Below are 15,027 nucleotides of genomic sequence, written 5' to 3' on the forward strand. Positions count from 1 at the left end.
TGATGAATTTGTAGACAATATACATGATCGTATTATTTCTTTCAATCCCATCACTTGAGGTTGATATTAAGAATATATCCTTTAAAATCAATAGACTAGTCGAATATCAACCAACATACCAGCCATACATACGTAGTTAAACTACATATTTTGACCTACATCCAAACGCCAACAGCAGCAACAGGCCGGCCGTCAGCGCCTGCCAGGTCTCGGGCTCGGGCACCGCGAGCAGGCTGACATTGTCGACGCCGACGGTAAGCGGCTGCTGGTTGTCGACTTCGCCGAACCGCAAATAAAAGGCGCCGCCTGCACTCAGCGCGGAGGTCAGGTCGAATTCGTAGTGGATATAGGGCTGGGGGCCGGTACCGGGGTCGACACCGGGCGCCACAACATTGACCACCACGTCGCCCGGGGCGGTCGAAAGCCAGTCCGTTGCGGCAGCGTTGATGATGTCAACCCGCGCATGCTGGTTGGGATAGAAATTGTGGTCCAGTCCGGCGGGATGAACCGACGCGGCGGCGCCGTCAAAGTTCGTGCGGAACATGTCGAAGGACAGCACCACACTGGACAGTCCGGGCGCGAGCTGGAAAGGCTGGAGCAATCCGAGGCTGCCGGGCCCGCCTTGGTCCGTCACCGCGAAATACTTCCCGGAGGCCGGGCCGATAGTTTCCCTGTGCGCCGGGGGGAAACCGTCGATATACCAATCTCCATAGCTGCCGTCGCGGTTAATCTTCAGCCAGCCGCCATTGATAGCGCCCGACTCGAAGCCGCCATTGGAGATCTTCTCCACCGCCAGCGCGGCAAGCGGCGCAGACAGTACCAAGCAGATAGTTGAACAAAAAGCAATTTTCCACGGTTTCATGATATCCCCCTCGGTGCGTGCCGCAGTTTGGCACTACTGCATGCTGGCATTCCTACCCGGCAGCGCCTTTATCATTTGTCAATCGTGCGCAACGCCGGCCATGCCCGAAGAAGAACGCAACTTGCATATACCAGTTGCCAAACAGGACGGGTTCGGCATAGCATCCCGATCAGTTAAATCCAGGGAGACCAAATGGCGCAAGCTGATCTACAAACGGGCAACGGCCCGATGCCTCGGCAGATACCGTTCATCATCGCCAACGAGGGATGCGAGCGGTTCAGCTTTTACGGCATGCGCAACATCCTCACGCCATTCCTGATCAGCACCCTGCTGCTGTTCGTGCCGATGGCGGACCGCGTGAGCGAGGCCAAGCACGTATTCCACACCTTCGTGATCGGCGTGTACTTCTTCCCCCTGCTGGGCGGCTGGATCTCCGACCGCTACTTCGGCAAGTACAACACCATCCTCTGGATGAGCCTTGTCTACGTCTGCGGCCACGCCTGCCTTGCCATATTTGAAGACAATCTGCAGGGCTTCTACTTCGGCCTGTTCCTGATCGCCTTCGGCGCGGGCGGCATCAAGCCGCTGGTGTCGGCCTTCGTGGGCGACCAGTTCGACCAGACCAACAAGAACCGCGCCAAGACCGTGTACGACGCCTTCTACTGGATGATCAACTTCGGCTCCTTCTTCGCCTCGCTGCTGATGCCGCTGTTCCTGAAGAACCTGGGCCCGGCCATCGCCTTCGGCATTCCCGGCATCCTGATGCTGATTGCCACCGTCATCTTCTACCTCGGCCGCAAGCGCTATGTGCACGTGCCGCCCGCCGCGCCCAGCCCGGACTCGTTTACCCGCGTGGCCCGCACCGCGCTGATGACCAAGCTGCCCGGCCAGTCGCGTCCCGGCCTGGCCATCGCCGTCATCGGCGCCCTGGGCGCGGTGGTGTCGCTGTGCATGGCGCCGTCCTGGGGCTTCGTCATATCGGCCTGCTTCGCGCTGGTGCTGCTGCTGGCGTTCGGCGGCGTCGGCACCGCCATGCAGCTGGAACGCGCGCGCGGCCAGCACCCGGACGAAGCGGTGGAAGGCGTGCGCGCCGTGCTGCGCATCCTGGTGGTGTTCGCGCTGGTGACGCCGTTCTGGTCCCTGTTCGACCAGAAGGCCTCCACCTGGATCGTGCAGGCCAACTCCATGACCAGCCCCCTGCTGTCCATCTTCGGCTGGGAGTTCAAGGTGCTGCCGGCGCAGATGCAGGCGCTGAACCCGCTGCTGGTAATGCTGCTGATCCCGCTCAACAACCTGGTGGTCTACCCGATGATACGCAAGATGGGCATCGAACCGACCGCGCTGCGCCGCATGGGCGCGGGCATCGCCATCTCCTCGCTGTCATGGATCGTGATCGGCTGGGTGCAGGTGATGATGGACGGCGGCACGCCGATGTCCATCCTGTGGCAGCTGCTGCCGTACGCGCTGCTGACCTTGGGCGAAGTACTGGTGTCGGCCACCGGCCTGGAATTCGCCTACAGCCAGGCGCCGCCATCGATGAAGGGCTCCATCATGAGCTTTTGGACCCTGGCCGTCACCGTCGGCAACCTGTGGGTGCTGATCGTGAACTCCAGCGTGAAGAACGACGTGGTATTGGGCCATATCGCCAACAGCGGCTTGAGCGTGATCGCGTTCCAGATGTTCTTCTTCGCCGGCTTCGCCATGCTCACCGCGCTCGCCTTCGCGCTCTATGCGATGCGCTACAAAATGGTGGACAACTACCGCGTGGAGCCCGAGCCGAATCCGTGCTACGGCACGCCGGAGCCAAAGGCCACGTAATCCGGCCGCATTAGCAGTCCTTGCAATCCTTGCAGCCCGCCCCGTGCGGGCTGTTTTCATTTCGGCGGAAATCCGCACAAGGCATGGCGCGGATTCCGGGTTTTCGCCAGGCCCGCTTCCGGTCCGCCGCCATGCGGCAGCGCACCAAACGAATCAAATCAAGCACTTGGCTTTTTCGGCCTGCGTGGCACGGTTTCTGCTCAATAGCTCCTTACAACAAACCCGTTCAGGAGACGAACATGAGCATCAGCAAGAACATCACCCGCGCCATTCCCTTCGCCATCGCAGCCGCATTCGCCGCTTCCGCCACCAGCGCCCAGGCGCAGGAAGTGGTCCGCCTCGGCAACCTCAAATTCGCGCACTACGGCGCCGTGTCGTACATCAAGGAGATCGCGCCCAAGTGCGGCATCAAGGTGGAAGAACACATCTTCGCCAAAGGCCCGGACGTGATGCAGGCCATCCTGGCCGGTGAACTGGACGTAGGCGCCACCGCCTCCGAAGCGGCGATCCAGGGCCGCGCCAACGGTGCGCCCATCTACGTGGTGGCCGGTTTCGCAAAAGGCGGCGCGCGCCTGGTCGCGCGCCCCGACGGCGGCATCAAGTCCATCAGGGACCTGAAGGGCAAGAAGGTCGGCGTCACGCGCGGCGGCATCCACGAGGTGCTGCTGGCGGCCGAACTGCAGCAGGCCGGCATCACCTTCTCCGACCAGCCGGGCAAGGACGTGCAGCTGATCTTCCTGGCGTTTGCGGACTTGAACCAGGCCCTGCTCGGCAAGAACCTGGACGCCATCATGCAATCGGAGCCGCAATCGTCGCAGGCCATCAACAAGGGCTTCGGCGTGGAAGTGATGAAGCCCTACGACACGCCGATCGGCGAGCCGGTGCGCACCATGGTGATGAGCGAGAAGTTCTACAAGGAGCGCCGCGCCACCGCCGCCAAGTTCATGAACTGCTTCGTGCAGGCCACCAAGACCTTCATCGACAGCAAGCCGACCGCCGAGAAGTACGTGCGCGAAGTGATCTTCAAGAACCAGATCACGGCCGACGACTTCCAGGACGCCATCAGCAATTCGCCTTACAGCTACGACGTGACCGCGCAGCACATCCAGATCACCACGGACGTGATGGCCAAGACCGGCGTGGGCAAGATGCGCAAGCCGCCGGTGGCCACCGAGTGGGTCAAGACCGACCTGCTGGACGAAGCGAAGAAAAGCCTGAACATCAAATAAAGCGGGGACATCATGAAAAAACTGAACTGGCATGAAATCGGCACCGGGCTGGTGGTGCCCGCCGTCGTCGTCCTGCTGTGGCAAGCCAGCGCCATGCTGGGCTGGGTCAATCCGCAGGTGCTGCCGTCGCCGGTGGCGGTGGTGCAGAAGCTGATCGAGTACGCGCTGCCGCTCACCGCGTACGACCCGGCCGCCACCTCGTGGCTGTCGTGGGCCATGTCGGGCGAACTGTGGATGGACACGCTGGGCAGCATGTACCGGGTGGTGGTCGGCTTCGCGGTCGGCGCCGGCCTGGCGCTGCCGCTCGGCCTGATGATGGGTTCCAGCCCGCGCGCCTACTCCTGGTTCAACCCGCTGATGCAGCTGCTGCGCCCCATCCCGCCGATCGCCTACATTCCGCTGTCGATCCTGTGGTTCGGCCTGGGCAACGCGCCGGCCGTGTTCCTGATCGCCATCGGCGCCTTCTTCCCGGTGCTGATGAACACCATCGCCGGCGTGCGCCAGGTGGACGGCATCTACATCCGCGCCGCGCGCAACCTCGGCGTGAGCCAGCGCACCATGTTCGTGCGCGTGATGCTGCCGGCGGCCGTGCCCTACATCCTGTCCGGCGTGCGGATCGGCATCGGCACCGCCTTCATCGTGGTGATCGTGTCCGAGATGATCGCCGTGAACAACGGCCTCGGTTTCCGCATCCTGGAAGCGCGCGAGTACTTCTGGTCCGACAAAATCATCGCCGGCATGATCAGCATCGGCCTGCTGGGCCTGTTCATCGACATCGGCATGAATAAACTGAACAATCATTTGCTGCGCTGGCACCGTGGCCTGGAGAACTGAGATGAGCAAAATGGAAAAGAACTTCAGCCACATCGCCGTGCGCGGCGTGAACAAGGTGTTCAAGAGCACCGACCGCGAAGTGGTGGCCCTGAAAGACATCAACCTGGAAATCCCGCAGGGCCAGTTCGTGTGCCTGCTGGGGCCATCGGGCTGCGGCAAATCCACGCTGCTGAACGCCATCGCCGGCTTCTCGCTGCCGTCCAGCGGCGAGATCACCGCCGACAGCCGCATCGTGACCGGCCCCGGTCCCGAGCGCGGCATGGTGTTCCAGGAATACGCGCTGTTCCCGTGGATGACGGTGGAGAAGAACATCGCCTTCGGCCTGGAAATCAAGGGCATGTCCAAGGGCGAGATCGAGCAGATCGTATCGAAGCTGCTCAACATGCTGTCGCTGAGCGACTTCCGCCACCGCTTCCCGAAAGACCTGTCGGGCGGCATGCGCCAGCGCGTGGCGATCGCCCGCGTACTGGCGCTGGATTCGCCCATCATGCTGATGGACGAACCGTTCGGCGCGCTGGACGCCCTCACCCGCCGCAACCTGCAGGACGAGCTGCTGCGCATCTGGGCCGAACTGAAGAAGACCATCATCTTCGTCACGCACAGCATCGAGGAAGCGATCTACATGGCTGACCGCATCGTGGTGATGACCTATCGCCCCGGCACCGTCAAGCGCGACATCATGGTCGACCTGCCGCGCCTGCGCGACCCGTCCTCGGCCGAATTCAACGCCCTCAAGCGCGAACTCGGCATGCTGGTGATGGAAGAGCAGCAGCGTCACCACAACGACGAAATGCGCATGGCCGCCGTCGACTAAAAGACGGGGTCAGTTCCGGCATCGCGCCATGCAGCCAGGCATGGCGCGATGCCGGAACTGACCCCGATGTAAAATCGCTCCATGCGCGCAAAACTGATCAGAGTACTGGCCTTGCTGGGCGCCGCCGCCGTGATCGCGGCGGCCGGCTGGGCCGGCATGCTGCGCGCGCAGGCGGATTTGATGGAGCAGGGCCGGCGCCAGCTGGAATTGATGGCGCCGGACCTGCAGTCCGCCATGGAGAAGTATGAAACCCTGCCCTTCGTGCTGGGCTTCCAGCCGGACCTGATCCAGGCCCTGGCCAACCCCACCGACGCCGCCGCCATCGCGCGCCTGAACCGGTCGCTGCAAACCATCCAGCAGCAGGCCAAGGTGGGCGCCATCTATATGATGGACCGCACCGGCCTGACCCTCGGCGCCAGCAACTGGGACCAGCCGCTCGGCTTCGTCGGCAAGAATTTTTCGTACCGCCCCTATTTCAACGAAGCGCTGCACGGCCGCGCGGGCCTGTTCTATGGCATCGGCACCAGCACCAGCGAGGCGGGCTACTTCATCGCGCAGCCGGTGTACCGCAACGGCACGGCCGGCGGGCCGGTGGCGGGCGTGGTGGTGGCCAAAATCAGCCTGGCGGACTTTGAACAGACCTGGCGCAGCAGCGAGCACGCCATCGCGCTGGCGGACCGGCATGGCGTGATCTTCCTCAGCAACCAGCCGCAGTGGCGCTACCGCAGCCTGCAGCCGCTGGGCGCGGCCACCATGCGCGAGCTGGCGCACACGCAGCAGTACATGGGCCAGACGGTCACGCCGCTGGCCGAGCATCCGGGCCAGTTCGCGGCGCGGCCGGTGGGCCGCCTGGGTTGGCAGCTGATGCTGTTCCCGGCGCAGACGCGGGTGATGCGCGCCGGCCTGCAATGGGCGCTGGCGGCCTTCCTGCTGCTGTCCAGCGCGGCCGTCACCTGGTGGGCGCTGCACCAGCGCCGGCGCCGGCTGGAGGAACGGCATGAGTCGCGCCAGGCCTTGCAGCAGGCCGCGCGCGAACTGGATAGCCGCATCGTCGAACGCACGCAGCAGCTGCGCGAGACCAACCAGGATCTGGAAAACAAATACGCGCGCCTGAAAGCGACCGAGCAGATGCTGCGCTCCACGCAGAATGAGCTGGTACAAGCGGGCAAGCTGGCCATGCTGGGGCAGATGGCGGCGGGCGTGACGCATGAGCTGAACCAGCCGCTGGCGGCCATCCGTGCCTTCGCCGACAACGCCCGCACCTTCCTGCAGCGCGGCCAGCCGGCGCAGGCCGAGGCCAACCTGGGCCACATCGGCGACGCCAGCGCGCGCATGGGCGCCATCATCGCGCAGCTGAAGGGCTTTGCGCGCAAGGATGAATCGATATGCGCGGTGGAGCTGTCCAAGTCCGTGCGCGCGTCGGCGTTCATGATGGAGAGCGAGTTCCGCCGACACGGCGTAGTGCTGGCCATCGACACCGGAGCTCCCGCTGCGGACGCCGCCCCGCTGCTGGTCGCGGGCGACGCGGTGCGCATCGAGCAGGTGCTCATCAACCTGCTGCGCAACGCGCTGGACGCGGTGGAGGACGCTCCGCAGCGCCAGGTGTCCATCACGCTGGAGCGCGTGGACGGCCACGCGGAGGTGCGCATCAGCGACAGCGGCGGCGGCATCCCGGAGCAGGTGGCGGCGCATCTGTTCGAACCCTTTTACACCACCAAGCCGTCCGGCAAAGGCCTCGGGCTGGGCCTGGCCATCTCGTCGTCCATCGTGCAGGCGATGAACGGCCAGCTGACGGCGCATAATCTTCCCGGCGGGGGCGCGCAATTCGTGCTGCGCCTGCCGCTGCAATTGGAAAGCAACGATGCAAGCAAAGATGCAAGCCATCCTCATTGAAGACGAAGCCGCGCTGCGCCTGGCCACCGCGCAGACGCTGGAACTGGGCGGCTTTACCGTGCAGGCCTGCGCCAGCGCCGAGGAAGCGCTGCCGCTGCTGCGCGCCGACTTCCCCGGCGTGGTCGTCACCGACGTGCGCCTGCCCGGACGCTCCGGGCTGGAGCTGCTGGCGCAGGTGACCACGCTGGACGCGGAGCTGCCGGTCATCGTCGTCACCGGCCACGGCGACGTCACCATGGCCGTCGCCGCCATGCGCAGCGGCGCTTACGACTTCATCGAGAAGCCTTTCGCCTCCGAGCGCCTGATGGACGCGGTGCGCCGCGCGCAGGAGCGCCGCAGCCTGGTGCTGGAGAACCGCGAACTGCGCGCCGCCCGCGCCCTGCATCCGGACACGCCGGACCTGATCGGCCGCTCGCCGGCCATCGAGCACCTGAAGGTATTGGTGCGCAACGTGGGGCCGGCCGGCGTGGACATCCTGATCAACGGCCAGACCGGCACCGGCAAGGAGGTGATGGCGCGCCTGCTGCACGCGGCCAGCGGCCGCAAGGGCAACTTCGTCGCCATCAACTGCGGTGCGCTGCCGGAGTCCGTGTTCGAGAGCGAGATCTTCGGCCACGAAGCGGGCGCCTTCACCGGCGCGCAGAAGCGCCGCATCGGCAAGCTTGAATACGCCAACGGCGGCACCGTCTTCCTGGATGAAATCGAAAGCATGCCGATGGCGCTGCAAGTGAAGCTGCTGCGCGTGCTGCAGGAACGCCGCCTGGAGCGCCTGGGCGCCAACGAGGGCGTGGCGCTGGACTGCCGCGTGGTCGCCGCCAGCAAGGCGGACCTGCTGCAACTGAGCGCGCAAGGCTTGTTCCGCGAAGACCTGTACTACCGCATCGGCGTGGTGACGATCGACCTGCCGCGCCTGCGCGACCGGCGCGAAGACATTCCGCTGCTGCTGGCGCACTTCGTGCAGGAAGCCGCGCTGCGCTACCAGCGTCCGCTGCCGCAATGGAGCGCGCAGGACATGGCCGCGTGGCAGGCCGCCGACTGGCCCGGCAACGTGCGCGAGCTGCGCAACTTCGCCGAACGCCTGGCCTTGGGCCTGGCCCCGGCCGCCGCGCCCTCGGCCCCCTTAGCACCGGCCGCCGCCAGCGTCCCCGCCGCCGCCACTGCTGCCGCCATGGGCGACACCGCCTCCCTGCCCCAGCAAGTCGACAACTTCGAACGCGACCTGATCGCACAGGCCCTGTCGGCCGCCGACGGCAACGTCGCCCTCGCCGCCGACAACCTCAGCGTCCCGCGCAAGACCTTGTACGATAAGCTCAAAAAATACCAGATCAGCACTGGCAAAAAGTAAGCACAGTAGGCAGAATTCGTAGTAAAGCTACAGCAATTGGATTACCATATCGGACAAATCCAAGCTGCAATTGCCAATTTTGTAGCTCAACTACTTTGGAGACAAGTCTATGGCTGGGAAGATGGGAGCGCAATTGTCGCTCGGCGCGGCGCTGGTGCTGGCGGCGTTCGGGGCGCAGGCATCGGTGCAGTTGAGCGCATGCGATGCGCCGTTCGAAACCGTGCTGCACAAGTCCAATACCTTCGATGCCCGCGCGGTATGGCTGAACCGCCAGCTCGCCAAGTGGCCCGGCGCGGACGCCGGCGGCGCATTCAAGCTCTATCACTCCGCCTCCGGCCAGGTCAGCGCCGCCATCGGCGCCAAAGTCTCCGGCGCCGATGGCGCGCTGGCGATGGCCATCCATACCGCAGCGATCCCGCCCGACGCGGCGCAGCGCTTCAAATACGTGGGCAGCGGCGCGGTGCTGGCCGTGGCGCAGGCCGACCAGGCCAGGCTGCCCGCGCTGCTCAAGCAGCAGCTGGTGCTGGTGCAGGAAAACGCCGACGGCACCGTGCGCGACGCCACCACGCTGCAGATCGCCGGCGCGCTGGACGACACCTATGCGGCTGCCGGAAAGGCTGCGGATCTGGGCGCCTCCGTCTCCAAGGGTCACACCGCCTTCAAGCTGTGGGCGCCGACCGCGCAGCAAGTCTCCGTCTGCACCTACGACAACGGCTACGGCAAAGCCACCGGCGTCGACACCATGCGCTTCGACTCGGCCACCGGCATCTGGTCCGCCACGCGCCGCAGCAACATGTCCGGCAAATACTACAAGTACGCGGTGGACGTGGTCGCGCCAAGCAAGGGGCTGGTGCGCAACCTGGTCACCGACCCGTATTCCATCAGCCTGACCACCGATTCGCTGCGCAGCTACATCGCCGACCTGGACTCGGCCAAACTGAAGCCGGCGGGTTGGGACAAGGCGCAGACGCCGAAGCGGGTCGCCGCGCAAACCGACATGTCGGTGTACGAGCTGCACGTGCGCGACTTCTCGATCAACGACAGCACCGTCAGCGCCGCCAATCGCGGCAAATACACCGCCTTCACCGAGACCGGATCGAACGGCATGAAGCACCTGGCCGCCCTGAGCCAGGCGGGCATGACCGACATCCACCTGCTGCCGGTGTACGACATCGGGTCGGTGCCGGAAAAAGGCTGCGTGGTCCCGCAGCCGGGCGGCGCGCCGGACAGCGAAAGCCAGCAGGCGCTGGTGGCGTCCACCTTCATCAAGGACTGCTACAACTGGGGCTACGACCCCTATCACTACAGCGCCCCGGAAGGCAGCTACGCCACCGACCCGGCCGACGGCGCGCGCCGCATCGTCGAGTTCCGCCAGATGGTGATGGCGCTGCACAAGGTCAATCTGCGCGTGGGCATGGACGTGGTCTACAACCATACCTACCGCGCCGGCCAAGAAGAGAAGTCCGTGCTGGACCGCGTGGTGCCCGGCTACTACCACCGCCTGAACGCCAAGGGCGTGATCGAACGCTCCACCTGCTGCGACAACACGGCCACCGAGAACATGATGATGGCCAAGCTGATGATCGACTCGGCCGAGCTGTGGACGCGCCATTACAAGATCGATTCCTTCCGCTTCGACCTGATGGGCCACCAGCCGCGCGCCGCCATGGAAGTGCTGCAGGCGCGCGTGGACAAGGCCGCCGGGCGGCCGGTGCAGCTGATCGGCGAGGGCTGGAACTTCGGGGAGGTTGAGAACGGCGCGCGCTTCGTGCAGGCGTCGCAGCTGTCCTTGAACGGCAGCGGCATCGGCACCTTCAGCGACCGTGGCCGCGACGCGGTGCGCGGCGGCGGCGCCGGCGATTCGGGCGAGAAGATGTTCAGCATGCAGGGCTATATCAATGGCCTGGTGTACGACGCCAACGCCCATGCAGGCCAGCGACCGAAGGAAGACCTGCTGCGCGCGGCGGACCTGGTGCGCGTGGGCCTGGCGGGCAGCGTGCGCACTTACGCGATGAAGACCTGGCAGGACAAGGTGCTGGAGCTGCAAGCCATCGACTACAGCGGCCAGCCTGCGGGCTACGCCAGCGAGCCGGGCGAGGTGGTGAACTACGTGGAGAACCACGACAACCAGACCATGTACGACCTGAACGCCTTCCGCCTGCCGCTGGCCACCAGCAGCGCCGAGCGCGCGCGGGTGCAGATGCTGGGTGCGGCCATCAATGCCTTCAGCCAGGGCGTGGCCTACTACCACGCGGGCTTCGATATCCTGCGTTCCAAGTCGCTGGACAAGAACAGCTTTGAATCGGGAGACTGGTTCAACCGCCTGGATTGGACGTATCAGGACAACTACTACGGCGTGGGCTTGCCGCCGGAGGCCGACAACGGCAAGGACTATGCGCTGATGAAGCCTTTGCTGGCCAATGCGGCGCTCAAGCCGGCGCCGGCCGACATCGCGTTCGCACGCGACGCGTTCCGCGACCTGTTGAAGATCCGCGCCAGCAGCACCTTGTTCCGCATGCGCACTGCGGCCGATATCAAGCAGCGGCTGCATTTCCTGAATACGGGATCGGCGCAGGTGCCCACGGTGGTTGCCGCGCGCATGGACGGCGCAGGCTACGCGGGGGCGGGGTTCAAGACGGTGACGTATCTGATCAACGTGGACAAGGTTGAGCAGAGCATTGTGGCGGACGAGGAGAAGGGCAAACGCTACCGCCTGCATCCGGTGCACACCGCCAGCAGCGCCGCAGACCAGCGCGCTCAGGCAGCGCGCTACGACGGCGCAACAGGCCGGTTCACGATTCCGGCGCGCACCGCAGTGGTGTTCGTCGAGTAAGCGGCCTGCAGGCGCGGCGGGTTGCGCGGGCCTCGCCCGCCAACCCGCCAGCGCCGCCGCAAAATCAGCGCGCGGCCTCGCCCAGCAGTGCGATGCCGCCCTTGACCGGCAGCGTGACTTCCCCGTCCTTCACCACCGCGCTGGCGCCGGAGTAGTAGTCCTTCACCTTCTGCCCATCCGCGAACACCCCGCCCACCTTGATGGTGCTGCGCGCGGCGGCCGGCACGTCCAACGCCACCACCACCTTGTCGCTGATGCCGCCTTTTTCATACGTGCGCTTGAAGGTGTACGGCTGGTCCGCGATCTTCTCATGCAGCCCTGCCCCCACCGACACATGCGCGTGGCGGAATTGCCCCAGCTTGGCCCAGTGCGCGCGCACGTCCGCCACCTTGTAGCCGTCGCGCGCCACGTTCTTCGCCAGGTCGTCCCAGTTCATATAGGTGCGCAGCTTGGCGTCGCCTTGCGCGCCGGGCGCATCCAGCAGACGCGCGGTCTCGTCGCCGTAGTAGATCTGCGCGGCGCCCGGCGCCAGCAGCAGCTTGGCCGCGGTCTCGAACGGCTTCTTGCGCGCCGGGTCGAACGGATTGCCGTCATCGTGCGAAGCGGTGTAGTTCACCACCGAGTAGCCTTTCAGCGGGCCTTGCAGCGCCGCCGAGTATTTACTGAACAAGGTCTCGTAGTCCTGCTTCGCATCCCACACCAGGCCGAAGTTGATCATGCTGTCGAAGCCGTTGTCGTAGAAGTCCGTCATGGCGCCGCCACCCATGTCGAACTGCTTGCCGTGCGCGATGTTGTAGTTGTACACCTCGGCCAGCATGTAGAACTTGCCGTCGCCCAGCGCCTTGCCTGGATGCGCGCGCTTCCAGTCCTCATGCGCGGCGATCGCCACCGTGCGCAGCTCTTTCCAGATGCCCGGCTCGGTGTGCTTGACCGTGTCGGCGCGGAAGCCGTCCACGCCGAACTTGCGCACCCAGTCCGCATGCCACTTCATCAGGTAATAGCGCGGCGCGCGCGGATAGCCGGTGCGGGCGAAGAACTCGTCCAGCTCCTTCACTTCGCGCTCGTAGCGCCCTTCCTTCTTCCACTTCCGCACCAGCGCGTCCGGCAGCGCCACGCTGGCGTTGCTGCTGGTGAGCACGTCCGGCAGGCCTTTCACCAGCGTGCAGTCCACATTGGTGGCCACGTCCTTGTAGGTGCAGGCGGGGTCGAGACGCACCCAGTCCGACGGCCATGCCGGCTCGGCGTCCGTGAACGGCGAGGTGTGGTTCATCACCACGTCCAGCAGCACGCGGATGCCGCGCGCATGGGCCGCTTCGACGAAGTCCTTGAAGTCCTTCTCTGTGCCCAGGTTGGCGTCGACGGAAGTGAAGTCTTTCGCCCAGTAGCCGTGGAAGCCGTAGGACTTGCCGGTGCCTTCGTCGGTCGAGCCATGAAACTGCTCGACGGGCGGCGTGAGCCACAGCACGTCCACGCCCAGGCTGTCGAAGTAGCCCGCCTTCAGCTTGGCCGTCACGCCTTTCAGGTCGCCGCCCATGTAGCCGCGCTGCGGCGCCGCGTCGGCCTTGCGGCCGTAGGACAGATCGTTGCTGCGGTCTGCGTTGTTGAAACGGTCCGTCAACAGGAAGTAGATGGTGGCGTTCTCCCACAGGAATGGCTTGGGCGCGGGCTTTGCCTGCTGCGCCGCCTGTGTGTTCATGCTGCCCGCGAGCAGCGCCAAAGACAATGCGATGGGAGATAGTTTCATGCAGTTCGGTCCTGTGGTTGTTTTATGTGATCACGGTCGGGTTGGCCCGGCCCGTGTGCATTGCGATGCTGGCCACGCTTTCGGCGGCGGCGATCAGGCTTGCCAGCGCTTGCTGCGTGGGACGTTGGTGCTGCGATGAATCGGGTTCAAACAATTCCAGGTAGACGCGCAGGGTGGCGCCATCGGTGCCGGTGCCGGACAGGCGGTAGACGATGCGCGAGCCGTCCCGCATGACGATGCGCACGCCCTGCTGCTGCACGCTGGAGCCGTCCACCGGGTCGGTGTATGCGAAGTCGTCCGCGAAGTCGACGGTATGGGCGTTGAGCACTGTGCCCGCCAGCGCGGGCAGTTTGATGCGCAGGTCCGCCATCAGCAGGCGCGCCGCTTCCGGCTCGATGCCCTCGTAGTCGTGGCGCGAGTAGTAGTGGCGGCCGAAGCGCGCCCAGTGTCCGGTGACGATCTGCTCAACGTCCTTGCCGGTGGCGGCCAGCAGGTTGAGCCAGAACAGCACCGCCCACACGCCGTCCTTCTCGCGGATGTGGTCCGAGCCGGTGCCGTAGCTCTCCTCGCCGCACAGCGTGGCCATGCCGGCGTCCAGCAGCGTGCCGAAGAACTTCCAGCCGGTGGGCGTTTCGTAGCAGGGGATGCCCAGCGCTTCGGCCACGCGGTCGGCCGCGCGCGAAGTGGGCATGGAGCGGGCGATGCCTTTCAGGCCGCCGCGATAGCCCGGCGCCACGTCGGCGTTGGCCGCCAGGATGGCCAGGCTGTCGGACGGCGTGACGTCGAACTTGCGGCCGACGATCATGTTGCGGTCGCCGTCGCCGTCGGAGGCGGCGCCGAAGTCCGGCGCGTGCTCGCCGGCCATCAGGGCGATCAATTCGGCCGCGTTGACCGGGTTGGGGTCGGGATGGTGGCCGCCGAAGTCTTCCAGCGGCACGGCGTTGATGACGGTGCCGGCCGGCGCGCCCAGCATGCCTTCGAGGATGGCTTTTGCGTACGGCCCGGAGACGGCGCTCATGCCGTCGAAGCGCATGGTGAAGCCGCCCGCGAACAGCGCGCGGATGGCGTCGAAATCGAACAGGCGGCCCATCAGTTCCGCGTAGTCCGCCACCGGGTCGATGACTTCCACCCGCATGTCCTCGATCTGCGAGGCGCCGATGGTGTCGATGTCGATATCGGCGGCGTCGCTGATGCGGTACTGGGTGATGGTTTCGCTGTGGTGGAACATGGCCTCGGTGACGCTTTCCGGCGCCGGCCCGCCGGCGGCGATGTTGTACTTGACGCCGAAGTCGCCATCCGGCCCGCCGGGGTTGTGGCTGGCCGACAGGATGATGCCGCCCGAGGCCTGGCGCTTGCGGATCACGCAGCTGACGGCGGGCGTGGACAGGATGCCGCCCTGCCCCACCAGCACTTGCGCGTAACCGTGCGCCGCCGCCATGCGCAGGATGGTCTGGATGGCGGCGCGGTTGTGGTAGCGGCCATCGCCGCCCAGCACCAGCGTCTTGCCGCCGCAGTCGCCCAGCGTGTAGAACACGCTCTGGATGAAATTCTCGAGATAGTGCGGCTGGCTGAAGGTATGGACCTTCTTGCGCAGGCCGGAGGTTCCCGGCCGCTGGCCGGGGATGGGATGGGTGGTAACAGTCTGGATAGCCATG

10 protein-coding genes are annotated in these 15,027 nt (G+C 65.4%); 7 read left to right on the forward strand and 3 right to left on the reverse strand.

What is annotated here, in order from left to right; translation table 11 throughout:
• Positions 1–136: 136 nt before the first annotated feature.
• Complete coding sequence (locus AC56DV_RS02620) at positions 137–862, reverse strand: hypothetical protein (RefSeq protein WP_496312742.1); 726 nt, start codon at positions 860–862, stop codon at positions 137–139.
• 192 nt (positions 863–1,054) lie between these two features.
• Here AC56DV_RS02620 and AC56DV_RS02625 point away from each other — a divergent pair, with 192 nt between their 5' ends.
• The 7 genes from AC56DV_RS02625 (at position 1,055) to AC56DV_RS02655 (ending at position 11,628) form a co-directional block, all read left to right on the forward strand.
• Positions 1,055–2,680 (forward strand): POT-type proton-dependent oligopeptide transporter, encoded by a 1,626-nt coding sequence (locus AC56DV_RS02625; RefSeq protein ID WP_496312743.1) that lies wholly within the window; start codon positions 1,055–1,057, stop codon positions 2,678–2,680.
• Positions 2,681–2,919: 239 nt separating this feature from the next.
• On the forward strand, positions 2,920–3,909 hold the full coding sequence (locus tag AC56DV_RS02630; protein ID WP_496312744.1) for an ABC transporter substrate-binding protein: 990 nt from the start codon (positions 2,920–2,922) through the stop codon (positions 3,907–3,909).
• 12 nt (positions 3,910–3,921) lie between these two features.
• Positions 3,922–4,743 (forward strand): ABC transporter permease, encoded by an 822-nt coding sequence (locus tag AC56DV_RS02635; RefSeq protein WP_496312745.1) that lies wholly within the window; start codon positions 3,922–3,924, stop codon positions 4,741–4,743.
• A 10-nt stretch (positions 4,744–4,753) separates the two neighbouring features.
• A complete protein-coding gene (locus AC56DV_RS02640; RefSeq protein ID WP_496312954.1) occupies positions 4,754–5,557 on the forward strand; it encodes an ABC transporter ATP-binding protein in 804 nt (267 codons plus the stop codon).
• 81 nt (positions 5,558–5,638) lie between these two features.
• Positions 5,639–7,450, forward strand: a complete 1,812-nt coding sequence (locus AC56DV_RS02645; RefSeq protein WP_496312746.1) for a sensor histidine kinase — start codon at positions 5,639–5,641, stop codon at positions 7,448–7,450.
• Positions 7,419–8,795 (forward strand): sigma-54-dependent transcriptional regulator, encoded by a 1,377-nt coding sequence (locus AC56DV_RS02650; RefSeq protein WP_496312747.1) that lies wholly within the window; start codon positions 7,419–7,421, stop codon positions 8,793–8,795. Before AC56DV_RS02645 ends, AC56DV_RS02650 begins: the two co-directional genes overlap by 32 nt.
• A 109-nt stretch (positions 8,796–8,904) precedes the next feature.
• Complete coding sequence (locus AC56DV_RS02655) at positions 8,905–11,628, forward strand: alpha-1,6-glucosidase domain-containing protein (protein ID WP_496312748.1); 2,724 nt, start codon at positions 8,905–8,907, stop codon at positions 11,626–11,628.
• A gap of 64 nt (positions 11,629–11,692) precedes the next feature.
• Here AC56DV_RS02655 and AC56DV_RS02660 read toward each other — a convergent pair whose 3' ends face one another.
• Together AC56DV_RS02660 and AC56DV_RS02665 are read right to left on the reverse strand one after the other, a co-directional pair.
• The gene (locus AC56DV_RS02660; protein ID WP_496312749.1) at positions 11,693–13,372 is read right to left on the reverse strand and encodes an alpha-amylase family glycosyl hydrolase; all 1,680 of its coding nucleotides are present in this window, start codon (positions 13,370–13,372) and stop codon (positions 11,693–11,695) included.
• Positions 13,373–13,394: 22 nt separating this feature from the next.
• On the reverse strand, positions 13,395–15,026 hold the full coding sequence (locus tag AC56DV_RS02665; RefSeq protein WP_496312750.1) for an alpha-D-glucose phosphate-specific phosphoglucomutase: 1,632 nt from the start codon (positions 15,024–15,026) through the stop codon (positions 13,395–13,397).
• Between the last annotated feature and the right edge of the window lies 1 nt (position 15,027).

The sequence above is a fragment of the Massilia sp. BGA-UO-ETr-WB1 genome, from assembly GCF_059567845.1.

Bases quoted from the DNA above. Each gene is read 5' to 3' on its own strand.
- AC56DV_RS02620 (WP_496312742.1), bottom strand. From the start codon at position 862: ATGAAACCGTGGAAAATTGCTTTTTGTTCAACTATCTGCTTGGTACTG.
- AC56DV_RS02625 (WP_496312743.1), top strand. From the start codon at position 1,055: ATGGCGCAAGCTGATCTACAAACGGGCAACGGCCCGATGCCTCGGCAG.
- AC56DV_RS02630 (WP_496312744.1), top strand. From the start codon at position 2,920: ATGAGCATCAGCAAGAACATCACCCGCGCCATTCCCTTCGCCATCGCA.
- AC56DV_RS02635 (WP_496312745.1), top strand. From the start codon at position 3,922: ATGAAAAAACTGAACTGGCATGAAATCGGCACCGGGCTGGTGGTGCCC.
- AC56DV_RS02640 (WP_496312954.1), top strand. From the start codon at position 4,754: ATGGAAAAGAACTTCAGCCACATCGCCGTGCGCGGCGTGAACAAGGTG.
- AC56DV_RS02645 (WP_496312746.1), top strand. From the start codon at position 5,639: ATGCGCGCAAAACTGATCAGAGTACTGGCCTTGCTGGGCGCCGCCGCC.
- AC56DV_RS02650 (WP_496312747.1), top strand. From the start codon at position 7,419: ATGCAAGCAAAGATGCAAGCCATCCTCATTGAAGACGAAGCCGCGCTG.
- AC56DV_RS02655 (WP_496312748.1), top strand. From the start codon at position 8,905: ATGGCTGGGAAGATGGGAGCGCAATTGTCGCTCGGCGCGGCGCTGGTG.
- AC56DV_RS02660 (WP_496312749.1), bottom strand. From the start codon at position 13,372: ATGAAACTATCTCCCATCGCATTGTCTTTGGCGCTGCTCGCGGGCAGC.
- AC56DV_RS02665 (WP_496312750.1), bottom strand. From the start codon at position 15,026: ATGGCTATCCAGACTGTTACCACCCATCCCATCCCCGGCCAGCGGCCG.